Annotated in this window: 18 protein-coding genes; 6 read left to right on the top strand and 12 right to left on the bottom strand. The window is 39.9% G+C overall.

The annotated features are described in order from the left end of the window. Nucleotides 1-12 precede the first annotated feature (12 nt). From AAEU30_RS03980 to AAEU30_RS03970, 3 genes are read left to right on the top strand one after another with little or no spacing between them, the layout of a single operon-like run. Complete coding sequence (locus AAEU30_RS03980; protein WP_498049581.1) at nucleotides 13-1,404, top strand: FAD-dependent oxidoreductase; 1,392 nt, start codon at nucleotides 13-15, stop codon at nucleotides 1,402-1,404. A 3-nt stretch (nucleotides 1,405-1,407) separates the two neighbouring features. After that, complete coding sequence (locus tag AAEU30_RS03975) at nucleotides 1,408-2,724, top strand: NAD(P)/FAD-dependent oxidoreductase (RefSeq protein ID WP_421959415.1); 1,317 nt, start codon at nucleotides 1,408-1,410, stop codon at nucleotides 2,722-2,724. Further along, nucleotides 2,721-3,071, top strand: a complete 351-nt coding sequence (locus tag AAEU30_RS03970; protein WP_087534535.1) for a EutQ-related cupin domain-containing protein — start codon at nucleotides 2,721-2,723, stop codon at nucleotides 3,069-3,071. The genes AAEU30_RS03975 and AAEU30_RS03970 overlap by 4 nt, the downstream gene beginning before the upstream one ends. Before the next feature lie 268 nt (nucleotides 3,072-3,339). Here AAEU30_RS03970 and AAEU30_RS03965 read toward each other — a convergent pair whose 3' ends face one another. The 6 genes from AAEU30_RS03965 to AAEU30_RS03940 form a co-directional block, all read right to left on the bottom strand. Next, nucleotides 3,340-4,959, bottom strand: a complete 1,620-nt coding sequence (locus tag AAEU30_RS03965) for an ABC transporter ATP-binding protein (protein ID WP_421959414.1) — start codon at nucleotides 4,957-4,959, stop codon at nucleotides 3,340-3,342. 17 nt (nucleotides 4,960-4,976) lie between these two features. After that, nucleotides 4,977-5,519: a hypothetical protein gene (locus AAEU30_RS03960; protein ID WP_421959413.1), complete on the bottom strand. Its 543-nt coding sequence runs from the start codon at nucleotides 5,517-5,519 to the stop codon at nucleotides 4,977-4,979. A gap of 4 nt (nucleotides 5,520-5,523) precedes the next feature. Further along, nucleotides 5,524-6,024: a MauE/DoxX family redox-associated membrane protein gene (locus tag AAEU30_RS03955; protein WP_421959412.1), complete on the bottom strand. Its 501-nt coding sequence runs from the start codon at nucleotides 6,022-6,024 to the stop codon at nucleotides 5,524-5,526. A gap of 10 nt (nucleotides 6,025-6,034) precedes the next feature. After that, complete coding sequence (locus AAEU30_RS03950; protein WP_421959411.1) at nucleotides 6,035-6,922, bottom strand: SDH family Clp fold serine proteinase; 888 nt, start codon at nucleotides 6,920-6,922, stop codon at nucleotides 6,035-6,037. Beyond that, nucleotides 6,919-7,896 carry an MvdC/MvdD family ATP grasp protein gene (locus AAEU30_RS03945; RefSeq protein ID WP_421959410.1) on the bottom strand — a complete coding sequence of 326 codons (978 nt, stop codon included), beginning with the start codon at nucleotides 7,894-7,896 and terminating at the stop codon, nucleotides 6,919-6,921. The genes AAEU30_RS03950 and AAEU30_RS03945 overlap by 4 nt, the downstream gene beginning before the upstream one ends. 175 nt (nucleotides 7,897-8,071) lie before the next feature. After that, entirely contained in the window at nucleotides 8,072-8,233 is a 162-nt protein-coding gene (locus AAEU30_RS03940) for a hypothetical protein (RefSeq protein WP_421959409.1), read from the bottom strand. A gap of 422 nt (nucleotides 8,234-8,655) precedes the next feature. Between AAEU30_RS03940 and AAEU30_RS03935 the strand changes: the two genes are divergently transcribed. Continuing rightward, nucleotides 8,656-9,063, top strand: a complete 408-nt coding sequence (locus AAEU30_RS03935) for a hypothetical protein (RefSeq protein WP_290208627.1) — start codon at nucleotides 8,656-8,658, stop codon at nucleotides 9,061-9,063. 86 nt (nucleotides 9,064-9,149) lie between these two features. Here AAEU30_RS03935 and AAEU30_RS03930 read toward each other — a convergent pair whose 3' ends face one another. Continuing rightward, entirely contained in the window at nucleotides 9,150-10,097 is a 948-nt protein-coding gene (locus tag AAEU30_RS03930) for a sodium-dependent bicarbonate transport family permease (protein WP_421959408.1), read from the bottom strand. A gap of 130 nt (nucleotides 10,098-10,227) precedes the next feature. Between AAEU30_RS03930 and AAEU30_RS03925 the strand changes: the two genes are divergently transcribed. Next, on the top strand, nucleotides 10,228-11,172 hold the full coding sequence (locus tag AAEU30_RS03925) for a LysR family transcriptional regulator (protein WP_421959407.1): 945 nt from the start codon (nucleotides 10,228-10,230) through the stop codon (nucleotides 11,170-11,172). A gap of 7 nt (nucleotides 11,173-11,179) precedes the next feature. On the opposite strand, the gene AAEU30_RS03920 is transcribed toward AAEU30_RS03925, so the two are convergent. From AAEU30_RS03920 to AAEU30_RS03910, 3 genes are all read right to left on the bottom strand, one after another. Then, a complete protein-coding gene (locus AAEU30_RS03920; RefSeq protein ID WP_421959406.1) occupies nucleotides 11,180-12,181 on the bottom strand; it encodes a LacI family DNA-binding transcriptional regulator in 1,002 nt (333 codons plus the stop codon). A 70-nt stretch (nucleotides 12,182-12,251) separates the two neighbouring features. Next, complete coding sequence (locus AAEU30_RS03915; protein WP_421959405.1) at nucleotides 12,252-13,778, bottom strand: MFS transporter; 1,527 nt, start codon at nucleotides 13,776-13,778, stop codon at nucleotides 12,252-12,254. Between the two features lie 72 nt (nucleotides 13,779-13,850). Beyond that, on the bottom strand, nucleotides 13,851-15,179 hold the full coding sequence (locus AAEU30_RS03910) for a GH1 family beta-glucosidase (RefSeq protein WP_421959404.1): 1,329 nt from the start codon (nucleotides 15,177-15,179) through the stop codon (nucleotides 13,851-13,853). Between the two features lie 295 nt (nucleotides 15,180-15,474). On the opposite strand from AAEU30_RS03910, the gene AAEU30_RS03905 reads away from it, so the two are divergent. Then, nucleotides 15,475-18,054, top strand: a complete 2,580-nt coding sequence (locus tag AAEU30_RS03905) for a glycoside hydrolase family 3 protein (RefSeq protein WP_421959403.1) — start codon at nucleotides 15,475-15,477, stop codon at nucleotides 18,052-18,054. A gap of 95 nt (nucleotides 18,055-18,149) precedes the next feature. Here AAEU30_RS03905 and AAEU30_RS03900 read toward each other — a convergent pair whose 3' ends face one another. Together AAEU30_RS03900 and AAEU30_RS03895 are read right to left on the bottom strand one after the other, a co-directional pair. Further along, nucleotides 18,150-19,640, bottom strand: coding sequence for a tryptophan halogenase family protein (locus tag AAEU30_RS03900; protein WP_421959402.1), 1,491 nt, complete (start codon nucleotides 19,638-19,640; stop codon nucleotides 18,150-18,152). Then, nucleotides 19,637-21,178: a tryptophan halogenase family protein gene (locus AAEU30_RS03895; RefSeq protein ID WP_421959401.1), complete on the bottom strand. Its 1,542-nt coding sequence runs from the start codon at nucleotides 21,176-21,178 to the stop codon at nucleotides 19,637-19,639. Before AAEU30_RS03895 ends, AAEU30_RS03900 begins: the two co-directional genes overlap by 4 nt. Between the last annotated feature and the right edge of the window lie 20 nt (nucleotides 21,179-21,198).

Raw genomic sequence — 21,198 nt, 5'->3', positions numbered from 1 at the left:
AGGATTAGAAAAATGAAAAAGTGGCTTTGTATTATTTGTGGTCTGATCTACGATGAAGCTGAAGGCTGGCCTGCAGATGGAATTTTACCAGGCACTCGCTGGGAAGATGTACCTGAGGATTGGGTATGCCCTGATTGCCTTGTTGGTAAAGCTGATTTTGAAATGATGGAGTTAAGCGACGATGAAAATACGCTTGTATCAGCCCAAGCTATTGCGGCTCAACCTGACGATATAGCACCACTGAGCGCACCTATCGTTATTGTTGGCAGTGGACACAGTGGTTATCAAGTTGCAGCTGCATTACGTAGACAATCAAAAACAGTCGATATTACAGTATTTACAGCTGATGATGGTGCTTTATACAGTAAGCCTGCGTTGTCTAACTCATTTGCACAAGCTAAGAAAACAGCAGACTTACAAATCGAAATGGCCCTTGATTGGGAAAGTAGACTCAATATTCGTGTTTATCCTTTTACGCGTGTTGAACACATAAACCGTGAAACGAAAACCCTCTTGACAAGTATTGGCACATACCAGTACGGGCGTTTAGTGATCGCTACTGGGGCAACAGCCATCGAAGTACCTATTTCAGGTGATTGCAGTCACGTATTTAGCGTCAATGACTTGATGGATCATGATCGATTTACACGCCACCTTGGTCAAAAAAAACGCGTTGCAATTTTAGGGGATGGTTTAATTGGTTGTGAGTTTGCTAATGATTTAATAGCTAGTGGCTACCAAGTTTCTGTCATTGGGTTAGGTCAATGGCCTATGTCACGTTTGATCCCACGTGTTTTAGGTGAAGCTTTACAAGAAAAAATGTCAGAGTTAGGTGTTCAATGGTTTCTTCAAAACAGTATTAGCCATATAGGGCCAAATAATGATTCGGGCTCAATCGTTAAACTAAGCACTGGCGAAGAACTCGAAGTTGATATTGTACTGTCTGCGGTTGGTTTAAAGCCCAACACATACTTAGCAGAGCAAGCAGGACTTGATGTTGAGCGAGGCATAATTGTGAATGATTATGGCCAAACCAGCGATGAAGCTATTTTTTCTTTAGGAGATTGTGCTCAAACATCACAAGGTTGGCAACCTTATATAGCACCAATTAATCAAATGCTCCCAGCGTTGGTTAATAGCTTATTAGGTAAATTTGAAAAAGCTGAGTTTGTCGCGTCACCTGTGTTAGTGAAAACACCTATCATGCCTTTATCAATTTACCCCGTTGCAGCGCAAGCACAAGGACAATGGCATATTAAGCAGCAAGAAGAAGAGTTTACTGCCGTGTTTAACTGTGCAGAGGGTAAAGTATTAGGTTTTGCTTTATTGGGTAAACAGGTGCAATCGACACGCAATTATTGGCTTGGACAGATTGATTTACCAACACATGTTGTAACGGAGTAGCAAATGATTAATCTACCACATGATGATAATACTTGCGGCTGGTATCACGCGCTAACACCTCAAGTTGAAAAGCCGAGCTTAAAGGGCGCTCAAAGTGCCGATTATGTTGTTTTAGGGGCTGGGTTCGCAGGACTTGCAATGGCAAGACGTTTGGCTGAACTTGAACCCAATTCTCGTATTGTTCTAATTGATGCGCAACAAGTTGGCCAAGGCGCATCAGGGCGCAATTCTGGATTTGTAATCGATTTGCCGCATAAATTTTCATTAGAGCACCCAGATCCTGCCCATAAACAAAGGCTATTGTCGTTAAATCGTGCTGCAATTAAGCAGCTGTCATCTTTAATTGATAAACACAATATTGATTGTCAATGGTCCGCAGCCGGCAAATACCAAGGCGCGGTGGGGCCTCGTGGTGAAGCTTATTTAGACCACTTTGAACATTTAATGACAGACTTAGGGGAGCCATTTGAACATGTTGATAGTAATCAACTAGCTAAAGTACTGGGCACAGATTACTACAGCCGTGCTATTTATACCCCCGGTGGTTATTTAGTTCAACCTGCTGCGTTGGCTTGTGGGCTTGCAGCGAGTCTACCAAGCAATGTTGAAGTACTTGAAAATTCGCCTATCCAACGTTTAACAAAAGAGCAGGGAGCTTGGCAGTTACACGGAGAAAATGGCAGTATTAAAACAGCAAAGCTGTTATTAGGCACCAGTATTTTCACCCGCGAGTTTGGTTTTTTAAAGAACCGGCTATTACCCGTGATGACCTTTGCGAGCTGGACCCGACCATTAACCGATCATGAAATGCACCACTACAGCGGGACGCTTGATTGGGGGCTCACACCTGCTGACCATGCTGGCACAACTTTGAGAATGACCGCTGATCGACGCATTTTAATTCGCAATACCTATAAGCACGTTACGAAATATGGCAACAGCATTAACGATAAAGTGCGTGCAGACATTCAGAGCGAACATCGCAAAGTCTTTCTAGCTAGGTATCCCCAATTAGCTCATGTACCTTTCACTCATACGTGGGGAGGGAGCTATGCTATTTCACGAAATTTCACCAATTTCTTTGGCGAACTTGATGATGGGGTCTACGCCAGTGCTTGTGATAACGGTGTGGGTGTCGCTTGGGGAACAGTATCAGGTAGTTTACTGGCTGATTACGTCGTCGGCGCAACGTCAAATGCGTTGAGTGATATACAAAAAGTAACCGGCATACCGAGCTTAAATCCACCAGAACCATTCTTAGGTTTAGGGGTAAAAAGCCGGATCAAGCTGGCGAAATGGCAAAGCAGGAGTGAAATATGAAACAAGTAAAATTAGTTGACAGCAAACTACTTAATTTCAATGTACGTGGTGATAACCCTGGTATGGCTTATGTCGCGCGAGCGCTGAGCACTGAAATATCACCTAATATTGGTGTCGGATTTGCTAAATGGGAGGGCGCAGAGGTTGCATGGACTGTGCTCTACGATGAGGTTATTTTTGTTATTGAAGGTTGTTTTGAGCTCACTGCAGATGGCAAAACCCATCATGTATATCCGGGTCAAATGCTTTGGATACCCGAAGGAACAGAATTGGTTTACGGTGGCTATGCACTATTTGGTTATGTAGTGCACCCTGGAAATTGGAAGGAACTTCACGGTATCGTCTAAAGCCTATAACGTTAAACTTAGTTCCCAAGCCCTTAATTCAACCCGCCGTTAAGGGCTTTTTTAGTTAATTTAGTAATTAATTACGGATAAATAATGCTTATTGAGTAGGCAATTTTGTCATAGCAATAGAAGGACTATTCAACGGTTGTGCCTATAAAAACAGGCAGTAAATAAACAATCGCCAAAATACAGCAAAGTGCTGTTAGCTGAAGTAAGTAAGCAGCAAGGCCGAGCTGTAGCTCAGAAACATAATTTTGCTAGCAAATTATCATAGCTGAATTAAATTTTCTCCTTCATTTATCTGCGATCGTTTATGCGAAATAATGATTACAGTTTTTTCTATAAGTAGATTTTTTAGTGCTTGTTCTATACTAAGTTGGTTCTCTTTATCTAGGGCACTAGTGAATTCATCTAAAATCACTAGCTCCGGTTCTTGCAAAAAAGCCCTAGCGATAGCAATACGCTGCTTTTGACCTCCAGATAGTAAGCTGCCTCGATCACCTATTTTAGTGTTATAACCTTGCGGTAGCTGTGAAATAAAACTATGCGCATTTGCTTTTTTACAAGCCGAGATTACTTTTTCCATCTGCAATTCGGTGGGCGTTGAACCACAATCAGGAATGAGGTTTTCTAGGATTGAGGACGAAAATAAAATAGGATCTTGTTCAACATATGCAATGGAGTTTCTATAGCTATTTATATTCTGGCTAGTTAGATATAGATTGCCAATACGGATCTTTCCATCAGTTGGTAAATAATAGCCTAATAATAGTTTTGCGAGTGTTGATTTTCCTTTTCCGGATGGACCAGAAATTATAGTTGTTTGCCCATGTTTGATATGTAGATTGAGTTCATCAAAAATGAGTTGCGTTTCGTGGTCAGGATAATGAAAACTGATATCTTCGAAGTGAATATCACCAAACGTTACTTTTTCTATGGGGTATTGAGGTTCAATATCATCTTTACTTTTGAGAAGATCAAACAAGTAACGGGTTGCTCCTAAAGAGTGCATCCATTCAGCCCAAAACCCTGCAAGCATATTTAAGCTGGTGAATGTCATACCTAGATATAAAACGTAAGAGGCTAACTCGCCAATAGTGATCGCTTTTTGCTGGATAAGGTGACTACCAAGAATAAGCATTAAAATGAGGCTACTGAAGATTAAAAAGTTAAAAAAACCTTGAAATATAGCGATAGCTGATGCTGTTTTTTTTGCACACGATGCATAGTGCGAATTGGTATTACTATATCTTTTTTGACTGGATTTAAACCAATTATAAAGTTTAATCAGTGTGTGACAATTTAAGTTATCAAATGCAACCTTATTTGTTTTGGCTAATGCGTTTTGTTCAGACTCTGATAAGGCTTCCACCTTTTTGCTAAGTATTTTAGTAGCCAAAATAAAGATTGGAATACTAAATAATAGAATTAGGGATAACATTGTTGATAAAGTAAACATCATTATAATGCAACCAGTAGCAACTATCGCAGAACGTAGAGCTAAAGCTGCACTCGTTGTTAATACATCTTTGAGTGTTTGAGTGTCAGATTGAATCCTACCAGCAAGTTCAGCAATATTGTTTTTATCATAATAACTGGCTGTTTTAATAAGTAAATTTTTATGTAATTTTAGTCTCAGCTGGGTTATTACTTTAATACCTAACTTTTCAAATAAATAAAAACGAACGGCACTGACGATAGAAAAAAGAATTATCGCGATTAGAACTAATAAGTGAAATATATCAAATAATGACGGCGGAGCGTTGCCATCTACATAATAATTTACTATTTTTGGTAGCATTAGCTGAGCCGCAGCCGTGATTAACATAATAATTATTGCAATACATACATCATATTTGAAAGCAAACAATAAGCCTAATCGTTGCATGTGCTCTGATGAATATCTCAACTTTCATTTCCTAGTAGTTGTTGTTCAAAATAATGCCAATTTTCATCATCAACCATTCCTTGCCCTTCAACTTCACGTTGTTCGTTTACAAATAAGTATGCCGGTGATATTTCCTGCGGGTTAATGGCTTTATAATCTTCGAAATTTAGTTGCCATATATCCTTAATTAGTGAGGAGTTATTAAAAAACTTGTCAATATTGATCATTTTATTGTGAATTACTATTTTTACTGCGACACCTTGTTCATGTGCAATTGAAATCAGTTTTTCAATTTTTTTAATCTTACTTTTACATTTAGGGCAGTTTGTAGCGAGGAATATAAGCGCACTTGGGGTTTCTATCTTGGTTTCTAAAGAGGAGTGATCCCAAAGTGAAATAGCTGAAGTAATTGGGAATGTACTGAGATTAAACGTAGGTGCACTGAGTTGGTTTTTTGCATCCATTAATTTTTTTATGATGATAATGTTTAAAATTAGGCTCAATAAAGTGAAAAAAGCCAGCCCAGTAATAATTACTTGCCAAATAGTATTAATATGCATTTAGTTACTTCGCTAAAATAAATGAATAAATAGGTCTAATATTTATAAGTATTGCCATTGTAGCTACTGCAAGGAACATTAAACTGGCGTTATATAGTTCTAATTTTAATTCAGCATGCCATATGGATAAAACTAAACTCGCAACCAGTAAAATAATATTTCTGAATAAGTCTTGCCACCCGAGAGTATTTTGTTCTCCAAAACACGAACATTGGATTTTCTTACCTGAAAATAGTGAATAAGCCGGAATACAAACAAATAAAAACATAACAATATTCAAAATAATATAAATGGAAGGTAGGTCATCTGCTAGGAGCAATATTGGAAAAATAGCGAGTTCAACAGTAACAATAATTGAAGCAACTACTTTAGATATTGTGTTAGGGACTTTGAAAGTAAGCTCTAATGAAGCTGCAAACTCCTTAAAAATAGTTAGTTTTTTTATGCCTGCATAGGTGAAAGTTGTTATTAAAAGCATTGCACAGAATATACTTATCAAAAACATGGGGGCTCCCTTAGCTATTAACTTGCCATTTCGGGTTTAATCCAGAGGTGTCTTTCCAACGACTGGCAACACGCTGTGAGCTTACAATCACAGTGTCACACCAAGGCGACTCTATATCTGCACGGTTTCCACCACCAATAAGACCTATAAAGGCTTCTATTACTGGCCAAGTAATAGCATTAATTTCATTGTTATTGATACATGGCAGTGTTAATGCTTCAAGCTGTTTACCAGTTACAGCGTAATCGTGACTGTGAAAACTAAACATTAACGCTTCTATGATATTATTTTGTGAAGTGTTTGAATGCTTATCTTCGAGCATTAATAGTTCCTGGGCTATTTCTTTAACTTCAAGGACTGTCCGATAAAAAGCGGTTAATGTAGGCGGGAAAATATGCTCACAGAGCATCCCTAGCATGTTACTTTCGGGTGATATCTCTGCGTCAAACCATTCCTTCGACATTTTGCTGAATAATTTTATATCGGCACTGGATAGCGCCGAGCAGCCATCTTCTTGACCTCCATGCAAATGAGGATCAATCGCTGAAAATATAGATAATGGAGAGTAATAAATAGTATTTGCACCTAAGGCCAACAATGTTCCAGATGATTGGCAATAATGAGGTGCAATAATATTGAAATGATCACAGTAATCACTTATTAGTAGTGCTATTCTCCTTCCTGCATTTATATCGCCTCCTCGAGTATAAACTACGATGTTAATTGTGCTTTGATAGCCAATGCTATTTAAATGATTATAAAGCTCGCTTAGAATAGCCATATCAAGGTGTGAAGCTGCAATGATTATCACAGGGTGGCTGTTTAGTTCCTTCTGTAGTTTATTTATAGCAGGGATTGTTATTTCATTAATATTTTCATTAAAAGTCGATTCATTCATATACATGCGCTCAATAATGTATTCGTTAATGCTTCAATCATTTTTAATTCAGGTACGTTCTCTTCAATATAGTGAAATTGACCACATGGATTGTTCTCTAAAAAAACATATTCGCCTTTTGGTGTCACAATAAAATCAAGTGCAGAATAGTTGAGGTTATAACTTTTCATCAATTTTAAACATGCATCTTCTAATTCTTTTGGTAATTTATAAACAGACATTGGAACGCGAACATTTAAATTTCTACAGTCAATTTTTGTTTCAGGGTGTACTTGAGAGTCTATTTTTGCAGCGAATACTTTTTTACCAATAATAGTTATTCGCAGTTCATATGCTTTCTCAATATAAGCTTGAAATTGGTTTGGAATTAAACGCAATGCTTCAGTATTTTCTAACATATCGCTGTCAATCAATGTAGTAGCTACCCCTACACTTTGTCCTGTATCGCTGTGAATTACGGGATCAGACATAACTTTAAAAACTATTTTTTTATGTCTCATATAAAAAGCTCTGATTTCACAAGGATCATTGCTGATTAATGTATCTGGTATATTTAAACCAAGCTCTGTAGCTCTTTTTAATTGCTCACCTTTCCACATTGCAGCGCGCAAAGATTTTGGGTGGCTCATCCAAAAGCAATCTAGCGTGTATAAAGCACTAAACAAAGCATGTTCAGTTTCATCATTTGCGAATGTGTTGGTCTCTTTTTCCATATCAGTTGATAAATATGAAAAATTTGCGGATTTTCTTAACCAGACAGCACCAATTTCACTTAATTCAATTTTTTGTTTTGTTAGATTATTTTCTAAGGTGGCGGATGCAGAGTTACAATTGATTGATTGGTTAAAGCTATAATTTTTGGGAAATTCATTTAATGTTAAAAAAAAATAATTTGCTTTTTTTTGTTTGAGAAATTGTATGGCTTTCTCTACATGGTAATCTTCACAATAACTTATAATAAGTACAGTTTTCATTTTCCCTCCATGTAAAATAATTATATACCCAATACTTTAAAACTATTATTAAGTACAGCTGAACACTTTAATGATTAGGACGTAAATAGTGATTAATAACGATCTCATACAAAGATTAATGCTAAAAAGACAATCAACTACAAACATCTGATTGTCTTTTTTTGATACTAACTTATTAGCACCAAATACCATTATCACGAGCCCAGCGAGTATCACCTCGAGCCCAAGGCCCTGAACAACCTGCAGTAGCTGCCTTATCTGTCGCTTTCCATTTCTTATCTTGTTTCACTGTATTTTTATTAGCAGCTGCAAAAGCGAAAGGTTTAGTGTTTTTCATATTAATATCCTTTTGTTTGTATATTATGACCTTGTGGTCAAATACCAAACTACATGCGTTTCTCTTATAGGTCAATATGTATCTAAATTGTTTTTTTTGTTAATTAAATGGTTTGGTTAAGAGTGTTAGTTAGCGTAGGAATTTTTAAAAGTGATTATGAACTTTTATTCTAAAGTTTTTATATCAGTGAACTAATAATATTAAAAAATTTAGGAGTTATGGGCTCGTTCATAGTGTTTTGCAATAAAAATAACTAACTCTATTGCCCGAAGTTTAATTGCTCGTGGTAGTACGAGACTAAAGTCTATGAGTTAAATTTTTTCACTCATTGGGTTTGTTTTTATCGTTTGTTGAAATTGTTAGAAGCGCTTAAAGTTCAGTTGTCGGCAACAAAGACGACGTAACTTAATAGGAATATAATCGTGAAACTTACACTAATCAAAACCATCGCACTTGGCTCATTATTAACTTGCTCAGCAGCGGCTATGGCTGGCGGCAGTGACTATAAGTTAATGGTTATTGAACAGGCAACAGCGCCGCAGCAATTAGAAGAGTCTTTCAATGGTTGTGCATTAAATGTTAAATCAAAAAACTATGCAGAAGCTGAAGCCATTTGCACAAAAGCAATTGAGTTATTAAAAGTGACAAAAGGGCGTAAACTCAAAGTACGCGAGCTGACATCATTCGCTTTAAGCAACCGTGGTATATCACGTATCAAGTCAAAAAATGATACAGCGGGTTTGGCAGATTTATATGAAGCAACACAGATTTCAAATAACACGTTAGTGTCTCATAACCTAACGCTTGCTAAAGAAGACTTATCTTTATAAGTATTTATTGATTAACACAATCTAAAGCATATTTTAAAGCCACGCTAGTTATCGCTAACGTGGTTTTTTTGCGTTTAGAATATATTTTATTGCATTGCTACTGCTAGTTGGTGATACAGGCCAATTCCGATGGTGACGTTAAAGGCAAAGGTGACTCCTAAAGAGCTAAGCATAGCAAGGCCGATGTCTGCTTTAGGGATCGCGGCTTTGATAGCCGCAGGGGCTGCAATATAGGAGGCACTCGCCACTAAACTTGCTAATACAACCACAGAGCCTAGCTCAAGATTTAACATTGTTCCAACTGCTACACCGATGACACCTAAAAACAGTGGTGAAATTAACGCGAATAAAGCAACACGCCAGTGGTGCCATGGAATAGGGCGCAATGTTTTGGCTGCTGTTAAGCCCATTTCTAATAAAAATAATGCCAACACAACCTTAAAGCTGCTGGTTAGTAGGCTGGTAACTTGGCTACCTTGCTGCGTGCCGTACAGCATGCCGATGATCACGCCTCCCACTAAAAGGATAATGCTTTTATTGGTAAGAGTCTCATGCCAGAGAGCTTTTAATGGCAGCGTGTGTGCTCCGCTGTTTTCTTTATCAAGTCGTCGGTATAGCAATAGGCCGACAATAATGGCAGGCAACTCCAGCATTACTAAATAAAGCGTTACTTCGGCACCAACCACTAGCTGTGATGATTCTGCATAGGCCAGTGCTACCGCAAATGTCCCCGCGCTGACCGAGCCGTAATGGGCTGCAATACTTGCGCTATTAGCGACAGAAAGTCTAACAAGGTATTTTAAAACGGGGTAGAGCATCAGCGGAATAAGTGCTCCCAACAACATTACTGAGCCCATTTCTGGTAGCAACTGCCAGCTTAAATTACCGTGTAATACCATGCCGCCTTTTAAGCCGATGGTCAGCATTAATAGTAAACTTAAGGTCTCGTAAGTTGCTTTTGGAATAACGAGATCAGAACGTAAAACCCCCGCAACTAAACCCAAAACAAAAAACATTACAACAATATCAGGCACACCTTTCCCCTTTTAATTTAAAGTTTCGCTATTGTAGATAAAATCATGCATTGTAAATAATAAAATGATTGGTAATTAGTTATAGGTTATTATCTATGGGTTAATTAATACTAGAGGTGTTTAGATAGCGATGGATTTAAGACATATTTCTTTTCGGCTGCTAGAAGTATTTATGAGTGTAGTAAAAACGGGCTCTATTAGTGAAACCGCTCGCAGTCTGCACTTAACTCAGCCTACGGTGTCACTACAAATGAAACGGTTGCAAGAAGCAGTTGGTGAACCATTAGTTCTTATGCAGCAACAAAAGTTAGTCGTAACCGAGGCCGGCCTTGAACTGTTTAAAACGTGTCAGCAAGTTTTTGGTCAGTTTGATGATTATAAAGATTTTTTAACTGAGCTTCGAGGCGGTGAACGAGGGCGCTGTAAAATCGCCATGGTAAATACGGCACAATATATTTTGCCCAAACTACTGGGCCCTTATAGTAACTTGCATCCTCACGTTGAATTGCCACTAGAGATTGGTAATAGAGCTGAAGTGCTTGCTCGATTTGAACGAGGGGAAGATGATATTTATGTATTCAGCCACCCACCATCACTTGAACATGCTCAAGCGGCACGGTTTTTACAAAACCCGCTTGAGTTTATTGTGCCTTTTGATCACCCCTTAGTAAATGCTACAGATATTAGTTTAGGTCAACTTACGAGGTACCGTTTCTTATTACGTGAACCAGGATCAGCAACCCGTATGTTATTTGAAAGTGAGTTGCAAACGAGAGGGTTCGTGCTCAGCAACAGTGTTCAAATGGCCAGTAATGAAGCAATACGTGTTGCGGTTTCGTCAGGGATGGGAGTTGGGGTGCTTTCTCGTCACGTTCTGCCGCAAGGGGAGCATGGCTTTAAAGTTCTAAAAGTAAAAGAGACGCAGCTTGCGAGCCATTGGTATTTTGTTGTGCGTACTGACCGTCATATATCTCATGCAGCACGTAGTTTTTTACAATTTGCGCAAAATCACTTAGAGCAATACCTTGATGCTCGTTGGGTGTGCAATGAGTTAAATGAACTTAAACTCAATTAATTTATTACTATTTAATGCTTGGTGTTGAATCTCTAAGTATTAAATTAGGTTGGAACACGTGATTTATTGTTATTCCTGTGTGCTTGTATATATCTTTCAATACTAAATTAGCAGCCATTTTCCCCATCTCTGGCACTGGGTTGTTGATAGTGGTTAATGTTGGGTATAAGTAATTGGTGAATATCACGTTATCGTAACCCATAATGGCTAAGTCTCTAGGGAGATTAAACCCGTGTTCGCGAGCATACTTCATTGCACCAGAGGCCATTTCATCATTAGCACAGACTAAAGCAGTAAATGTGGCTTTATTATCAATAAAGTGTTTTAAACCATCATTACCACCGGTTTCTTTAAAATCACCGATGTAAAATAAGTTTTCGTTAAAAGTTAAATCAAACTCAGCGAGTGCTCGCTTATGGCCTTTAAAACGGTCTGATGCATCGGGTTTAAATTGTGGTCCAGCAATATAGGCAATGTTAGTATGACCTTTAGTGATCATTGTTTTAGTCGCAAGGTAACCACCCATTTCATTGTCTAAACTGATGCAGTTATCCTTGATTTCTTCGACGTAACGACTCATTAAGTAGATTGGGGTTTTACCTTTACTAAGCCCAATTAAATACTCGTTTGATACCGCTTCAACATGGGCAATAATGGCGTCACAATTACGACTAATTAAAAACTCAAAACCACTTTTTTCTTTGCTTTCGTCACTGTGCCCTGGCGTAATAATGACGTGCTTACCTGCAGCCCGAAGTTGTTCTTCAATTGCTGACATCATCTGACCGAAAAAGGGACCGTCAAGCTCTGAGACTAAAATGCCAACGCTGCTGGTTCGACTTGAAGCAAGTGAACGGGCAATAGAGCTTGGTTGATAACCAAGCTCTTGCATTGCTTCCATTACTTTTTTCTTGGTTTTTTTACTAACATAGTCATTATTGTTCAGAACTCTGGACACAGTGGACAGGGATACGCCTGCAAGCTCTGATACCTGATAAATTGTCGCCATTGTTTTCCTAACTTTAATGCGTTGTTATGTAAAATACTTTTATAAAGCAGTATTGTGCGTGTCCCGTAATTTACACATTACCGCGCCTAATTGCCAAGTCTTCTGTAATTTTTTGTGTCATTACTGAGGTAAGCGGATAAATTAACATCAAGGCAGCCCCTAAAAATGCAAATGCAGCAGGTATCCAGCTCATTAATAATTGCATACCTGGTAATGATTGGCTGATAGTTGACTCATCCATTCCGCTATAGCCATAACCTGCTAACACAACAAGCACTAATGCGCCGGCAAAACCACCACCGGTTTTTTGTACAAATGTGCCTGCTGAATAAATTAGGCCAGTAGCACGGCGGTGGTGTTTCCATTCTGAGTAATCGGCAGAATCACCTAGCATGCTAAAAAAGAGAGTCGGCATCATGGCTGCAAAAAACTCCGCGGCACAACCAAAGGTAAATATTGCAACAATATTATCACTGGGCACCCAATAAAATGCGGTTGTTAACAACCCACTTAATACCAGCGAAATAATAAACAAATTACGCTTACCAATCAGTTCAGCAAGCTTACCTGTAGCAAGTGCACCAAAAATAGACACCACTAATAAGGCGACAAAATATTGCCCCGCCATAAGTTCATCCGCCACTTGGTACTTAAAGTAATAGGCAATCACACCGTATTTGATACCGTTGAACATCATGGTTAAAAAGCCAATACCGAGTAAAATTAACCAAGGTTTATTGGTGAGTAAGTCAACCATGTCTTGTTGTGTGCCAGTTAAGCTTGACTGATCTTTATTGAGCAATTTTTTTATAACATAAGTCATTGCGGCCATCACACCCGTGAAGAATAACCCACTGTATATATCGCGATAATAAAAAAACAGTGTGGTTGCAAGCAGGGGTAAAATAATAAAGGGGAGGTTTTTAGTCAGATCTTTTAACTCTGTTTTCAAACTGCCCTCGTTTGATGAGTGGGGGATCACTCGCTCTTTGGTTGAGACAAAGGTGATTACCATGAGGGCAATGAGCAGTGCGGCGAATAAATACATGGTAAACTGATAGCCTTTGGCATTATCGCCAGCCCCAAAATAAGCAACTAACTCAGGTAAAAATCCCATTACTAACAAGCCACCGGCAAAAGCACCAGCAAAGCGGAAGCTCGAGAGCTTAGTTCGCTCAGTATCATCAGGAGTCATGACCCCCATTAAGGCTGAGTAGGGCACATTGCTTACAGTATAGGCTAGCGTTAGACCAATATACGTGACGTAGGCATAAATAAGCTTATTTGTTTCACTAAAGTCTGGTGTGGTAAAGCACAGCACCATAAACAAGCCTAAAAATGGGGCTGACCATAAAATCCATGGTCTAAACTTACCAAAGCGGGTGTGGGTGCGATCAGCAATCATACCCATAATTATGTCGGTAACACCATCAGAGAGTCTTACTACCAAAAATAACATGGCAGCGGCGGCGGCTGAGATACCAAAGGTGTCGGTATAAAATACGGCAAGATAGGCAAGTGCACCACGCCAGACTAAGTTAGCGCCGGCATCGCCCATGGCATAGCCTATTTTTTCATATAAAGGGATTTTATTCACTGTGTGTGTTTCTTATTGTTGTTTAAATTGGCGGCCTAGTTTGTGAAAAATTCAGGCCGCTTATAAAAGGGGTTATCTGCTAGTAATTAATTTACTATACGCAAGACCACTGGCTTTTACTGTACGTTGTTGAGTTTGATAATCAACGTAAACAATACCAAAACGTTTTAAGTAGCCTTCAGCCCATTCAAAATTATCCATTAAGCTCCAGGCAAAATAACCGTCGACAACCACACCTTGCTCAGTTGCATTATGCAGTGCATTGAGATGGTCTTGATAGTAATTTATCCGATCTGCATCGTTTACCTCACCGTTTTGTATCGTGTCAGCCATGGCTGCACCATTCTCGGTAATATAAATAGGCGGCAAGGTGTATTTTTCATTTAATGAGACTAGTAAGTCAGTTAATGCTTGCGGGTAAATTTCCCAACCGATATCAGTTAATGGGCCTTGATGGGGTAGCTCATGATAAAAATCAGTGTCGCTTGCTTGGTAATGCAAACGGGTATAAAAATTAACCCCTAAATAATCTAAAGGCTGAGCGATAATTTCCATATCTCCTGGCTGAATGTCAGGGCGCTGCTCAGGAGGGAGTTGATTGATTATTTCAGGGTATTTACCTTCCATCACAGGGCGCATATACCATTGGTTTATGTAATCATCAGCAAAGGCTGTGGCTTGTAAATCCGCATCAGACTGACTCACAGGGTAGCAAGGAGTAAAATTAAGCACGATGCCATTTAAGGCGTTAGGACAATTTTTGGTCAGTACTTGCATCGCTAAACCATGGCCTAGTAATAGGTGATGCGCCGCTTTGCGGCCATATTCACGTCCCACAATACCGGGGGCATGTACACCTATTTCGTAACCTAAGTATGAGCTACAAAAAGGTTCGTTTAATGTTGCGTATGAGTGAACACGCTCGCCAAAGGCTGTACTGATTAAATCGGCGTATTTTGCATATTCATAAGCTGTGTTGCGATTTAACCACCCTCCATCATCTTCTAGGTATTGTGGTAAATCCCAATGGTAGAGCGTAACAAATGCTTTAATGTTTCTACGTTTAAGCTCATCTAAAATATCGGTATAAAATTTAACACCTACTGGATTTAAATGACCATCCGCTGTCATTACCCTAGGCCAAGATATTGATAGACGATAGGCATCTACGCCTAATGAGTCGATTAATGCGATGTCATTAGGCCAATTATTATAGTGATCGCAAGCAATTAGCCCGTCGGAATTATCGGCAATTTTACCTGGTGTTGCGCAAAAGGTATCCCAAATGCATGGAAGTCGGTCGTCTGCACCGCCCTCAATTTGAAATGATGCTGTGGCAACACCAAAAGTAAACTCTTTGCTAAGAAGCGGTGAGTTAGCGGGTAATGATAGTTGTTTCATTAATAGAAAACCTCTGCTTGCTGATACGGTCGATAAACGTATTTCTTTAATTCAAATTTGTCATTATGTGAAAGCGCTTCCATAATTAATTTGATTAATGCTCTGCTATGGTATTTAATGTGATTTAGGGAAGCGCTTCCATATTCAGGTTAGTGACTATTTCTTGGCAGGTCAATAGTTAAATTTAGATAACAATAAATACTTGCTGAAATGCTAAGAGTAAAACCACACTGGGGTGAATATATGGGTCAGCCCGCGTTTTATAAACAACAAGTGACATAGGGTAGAGACAAAAATGATAAAACACTTACACACAACTAAGTTAACTGCGCTTAGCTTATTAACAAGCTTGGCGATTCTTACAGGCTGCGCAAAAGATGATATTGATAAACAAACCGAGACGACTCAATCTTCACAGCAGGTTGAAGCGCCCACGAATAACCTAGAGATATGGCCCAAGCTTGAGTATTCAGTCAAGCAAGACCCTAAACTTGAAGCGAAAATCAAACATTACCTTGAATCGATGACACTTGAACAAAAAGTAGCACAAATGATTCAACCTGAAATCCGTGATATTAGCGTGGAAGATATGCGTAAATATGGCTTTGGATCATATTTGAATGGCGGGGGATCGTTTCCTAATGCGAATAAACACGCAACGCCACAAGATTGGATAGCCCTTGCTGAGGCAATGTATCAAGCATCGGTGGATGATTCGTTAGATGGTAGCGCGATCCCTACGATGTGGGGCACTGATGCCGTACACGGGCATAATAATGTTATTGGTGCCACGTTGTTCCCTCACAATATAGGATTAGGTGCTGCAAATAATCCTGAGCTAATTGAAAAAATTGCCGCAGCAACCGCTATTGAAGTAATGGTAACAGGCATTGATTGGGTGTTTGCGCCAACTGTTGCTGTGGTCCGTGATGACAGGTGGGGCCGCACCTATGAAGGGTATTCTGAAGATCCTGAAATTGTTCGTGAGTATGCTGCAGCTATCGTAAATGGTTTACAAGGTCATGCTGATCGCGACTTTTTAAGTGATAGTCGCGTTGTGAGTACAGTAAAACACTTTTTAGGTGATGGCGGCACTGTGGCTGGCGATGATCAGGGTAATAATATTGACTCTGAAAAGGTGTTATTTGATATCCATGCGCAAGGCTATGTTGGTGGTTTGAGCGCTGGTAGTCAATCGGTGATGGCATCGTTTAATAGCTGGCACGGCAAGAAAAATCACGGTAATAAATACCTGCTCACCGATGTACTGAAAACAAAAATGGGCTTTGATGGCTTTGTTGTAGGTGACTGGAACGGTCATGGACAAGTGGCAGGTTGTAGCAATGAAAGCTGCCCGCAAGCGGTGAATGCTGGGCTTGATATCTTTATGGTGCCAACAGGTGCTTGGAAACCTTTGTACGAAAATACAATTGCACAGGTTAAATCGGGTGAGATAGCCATGAGTCGTATTGATGATGCCGTTTCTCGTATTTTAAGAGTCAAGCTAAGAGCGGGTTTATTTGAAAAACCAAGTCCCGCGAAACGTCAATTTTCGGGTAAAACGCAGTTGATTGGTGCGCAAGCGCACCGTGATATTGCTCGCCAAGCAGTACGAGAATCATTGGTATTACTGAAAAATAAAAACAATATTTTACCGCTTTCTGCCAATTCACATGTGTTGGTGGCGGGTGATGGCGCAGACAATATTGGTAAACAGTCAGGTGGTTGGAGTATTACGTGGCAAGGCACCAATAATGAAAATGCGGATTTTCCCGGTGCGACATCAATTTACGCTGGCTTAGAGGCGCAAATAACTGCTGCTGGTGGTACGGCAACACTAAGTGCGGAAGGTGAATACGATAAAAAACCAGACGTGGCAATTGTTGTCTTTGGCGAAGAGCCTTATGCAGAAGGGCATGGCGATAGAGACAACCTAGAATTTGAACGCAATAATAAAAAGTCATTGGCGTTATTAAAGCAACTTAAATCACAAGGTGTCCCTGTTGTGTCAGTATTTATATCTGGCCGCCCAATGTGGGTTAATGCTGAATTAAATGCATCAGATGCCTTTGTTGCGGCTTGGCTGCCTGGTACGCAAGGAGAAGGTATTGCTGATGTGCTGCTTACAAACGCTGAAGGTGGTATACAGCATGATTTTAAAGGTAAGTTATCGTTTTCATGGCCAAATACACCGCTGCAAACGACAGTCAATAGAGGCGATGATGACTATTCACCCTTACTGCCGTATGGCTTTGGTTTAAGTTATGGTGATGGCAATACGTTGGCTGATGACTTAAATGAAGACTCAGGTGTGAGTATTGATAATTTAGCACCCCTAGCCATTTTTAATGGTGCATTGATTAATCCATGGCGATTATTTATAAGATCAGCTGACCAACAACAGCAAGTGACAAGTAATAGTGTGAAGTTTGCTGGGGTTGAATACCGAACAGAAGATAAAGATATTCAAGAAGATGCGATGTCATTTGTATTTACAGGTTCAGGTTTAGCGACAGCTGAAATCAACAGTAACTTTACGGAAGATAAGGTCGCTTATGTTGAGGCCAACTCAGCGCTAAGTTTTGAATACAAAATCAGCCAGTTACCAAGTTCTGCGTTTTATATTGCCATGACCTGTGAGCATGGCTGCGGCGCGCGTGTTGATATTAGTAATCAACTGCAAAGTGTAGAGCTAAACAGCTGGCAAACTCTCACTATTGACCTAAATTGTTTTGCCGAAAAAGGACTTGATTTTGCCAGAGTAACGAGCCCTTTCTCTTTACAAACAGACGGTGATGCGGCTATTTCCATCGCGAATGTTAATTATGTGCCCCACAGCGCTACAGATGCCATGATGACCTGCCCAGGTAATTAAATGCTAAGTATACCAACTCAGTTAATACGTTAGTTGGTTTATATTTTGTTGTGTTGTCCAAAGCCCTTTAAGCAATTAAAGGGCTTTTTTAGCGGTTATTCAGCAGGGCAATATTGTTGCAAAAAGGCTTGGTGTGAGGGAAGTTGTGATACTCGTTGGCTGATTTGTTGTTTAATGCTATTTAAAAAGCGGGTTAATTCATCGTCACTCATTAAACTTGCAATCAAATGATGTTGTTTTGGCATTATCCCTTGCCCCAACATAACTTGCACCCACGAATCGACTCTGAAAATATCACCATCATCTAAAAATACCCGACCAGTTTGTTTAAATAAGCTAATTTTATGGGCAAGAGTGTCTGGCACTTCCATACTCTGGCAGTGTTGCCAAAATTCACTGTCAGTACGTTCAGTGACTTTATAGTGCAGCACGATGAAATCGCGAATATTTTCGATCTCACTTTTAAGCTGCTTGTTGTATTCATTTATGGCTTGCTCTGTAATGCCATTAAATGGAAATAACCGCATAAAACGAATAATGCCAGACATAATTAAATGAATACTGGTGGACTCAAGAGGTTCAACAAAGCCACTCGCCAAACCAAGCGCGAGGCAGTTTTTATTCCAACCTTTACGTCGGCGGCCAGTTTTGAATTTTATAACCCTGGGCTCAGTTAAGGTTTCACCTTGGATATTATTTAGCAATAATTGCTTGGCATCAGCATCGGCGAGATAGCGGCTGCAATACACTAGACCATTGCCGACACGTTGTTGTAAAGGGATTTGCCATTGCCATCCCGCGTCGTGGGCAATAGCCCGCGTGTAAGGAAGAATATCGTCACTTATGGCTTTAGTTTGCACGGCAATTGCACTGTCACACGGTAGTAAATGAGACCAGTCTTCGTAACCGGTATGTAGCGCTTGCTCGATCAATAACCCTCTAAAGCCGGTACAATCAATAAAGAAATCTCCGGTAACAGTGTTGCCATCTTCAAGGGTTAAACTGTTTATATAACCTGTATCGGCAGATTTATTAACCTGAGTTATTTTACCTTCTCGGCGCTTTATACCTAAATTTTCAGAGAATTCACGCAAAAATAATGCATAGCGACTGGCATCCATGTGAAAGGCATAATTAATTGGGTTTCTCGGGTTGAAGGCAAATTTACCTTGTTTAGCCGCTTGGAGTTCATAGCAGTATTGGCCAAACTCAGATTCTAAGCCAAGTGATAAACTATGGAGCCAAAAATGATGGAATTCACCGGCCCAACATTCTTTACCTGTCATACCAAATGAGTGGATATAATCGGTTTCTTTTTGGCCCCAGCTTTCAAAACTGATCCCCAGTTTAAAACTCGCTTGGGTGGCTTTCATGAAGGCCTGCTCATTGATCCCTAATAACTTATGAAATGTGCGTATAGGCGGTATTGTGGCTTCGCCAACACCGACAGTGGCAATCTCATCTGATTCAATTAGCGTTACGGTTATATTTTTACCCAATAGTTTGCACAATGCTGCGCCTGCCATCCAGCCGGCGGTTCCGCCGCCTGCGATCACCACATTTTTTATTTGTTTATTGTGTGTCATGTGTCAGCCTTGTTACTTAATAATTGATTTAATAGAGCGCGGTTTGAGGGTAAACCATGCAAATATTTAGCGATTTTTTCACGGTTGTGCTGATAAAAATACTGCCCAACTGCAGGATTGTTAAATGCGTTGTTGCTGTTAGCTGTTTGTGTTTGAAACCCCATGCCATAAAGTACGTATTGGTAACTGGCAGAAGGAAAAACTTCCTCGTTTTCAATTAAATCAAACCGACTTGGCGCTTGATATTGCCACAAATTCAGCAACTCTTTTAAGCGCGCAGGTGTACTACGAGGTGTTTTAATATCTTTCCAGTATTGGCTGTCATTTCGTTCGCTTAATACATAGTGTAATTTTAAAAAGTCGATTACACGCTGCCATCGATAGTTAAAGCGGCTATTAAAGCGTGTTGCTAATAATGCCATATGTTCACGGCTCTGTGGCATTTGTTCACTTAACATGTTCAGTGACAGCTCCACCATAGCAAGTGCCGATGCTTCAAGGGGTTCAATAAACCCTTGTGACATACCAATCGCAAGGCAGTTTTTAACCCAAAACTGTGCTCGATAGCCTGGGGTAAAGTGCAAAGTGCGGGTTTGCAATTGAGCTGCAGCGTCATGACCTATAGATTGCGCTGCATACTGCTGTAAAGTGTCGATTGCGGTTTGTTCATCACAATACTGGCTGCTATAGGTATAGCCAATGCCACGGCGACTGGGTAAGCCTATATCCCATATCCAACCAAATTGCTGCGCTGTTGATAAGGTCGCTGAGGCGATATCTTGTTGTTGCTCTGTATAAGGAAGATGCGTTGCAATAGCACGGTTATTAAATAATATATGATCTTGAGTTATCAGTGGCGTGTTGTAGTGCTCGCTAATCAAATGAGCATGACTCCCTGAGCAATCAATAAATAAGTCAGCACATAGGTTGCCATGATGAGATGTTTGTAAGTATTGAATATAGCCATCAAGGTCATTGTGCACATAGGTTACATCATCAATAATATGCTTAACACCAAGATTACTGACACAATGCTGGTTTAGAAATGTGGCAAACTTTCCTGCATCTAGGTGGTAGCCGTAGTTAGTTACTGCTGCGTACTCGGGGGTATTGAGCTGTTTTGGGGCTAAAGCGGCTTGGCAAACAAAGCTTTGCATATTAATAGCATCTGCATACTTTTGGCTTGCAGCATGTTGCTGCCAATAGGCGTGTAAGTCAGTGTCTAAATAGCCTGAGGGCGTCATAAAGGGGTGGTAGTAGTTTTCACCCGCCGTTAAATTACGCCAGTTAATAAATTTAGAGCCTTGCTTAAACGATGCATCACAGTGACGTAAAAAGTCGACTTCTTTAATGCCAATCCGCTTTAAGGTATTGCGCATAGATGGCCAAGTACCTTCACCAACACCTGAAATAGCGATGTTAGCTGATTCAATTAATGTGATTTTTTTATCTGGGTGCTCAGCGGCAAGTAACCCTGCACTTAGCCAGCCTGCTGAACCGCCACCTAACACCACAATATGTTGTATTGTTTTATTCATAAATTGAGCGCTTTTATTCT

Origin of the sequence: Pseudoalteromonas mucoides (assembly GCF_049257175.1) — a bacterium.
Taxonomy (GTDB): domain Bacteria; phylum Pseudomonadota; class Gammaproteobacteria; order Enterobacterales; family Alteromonadaceae; genus Pseudoalteromonas.
Note: the sequence above shows the minus strand (reverse complement) of the source record. Positions and strands in the feature narration are given on the sequence as shown.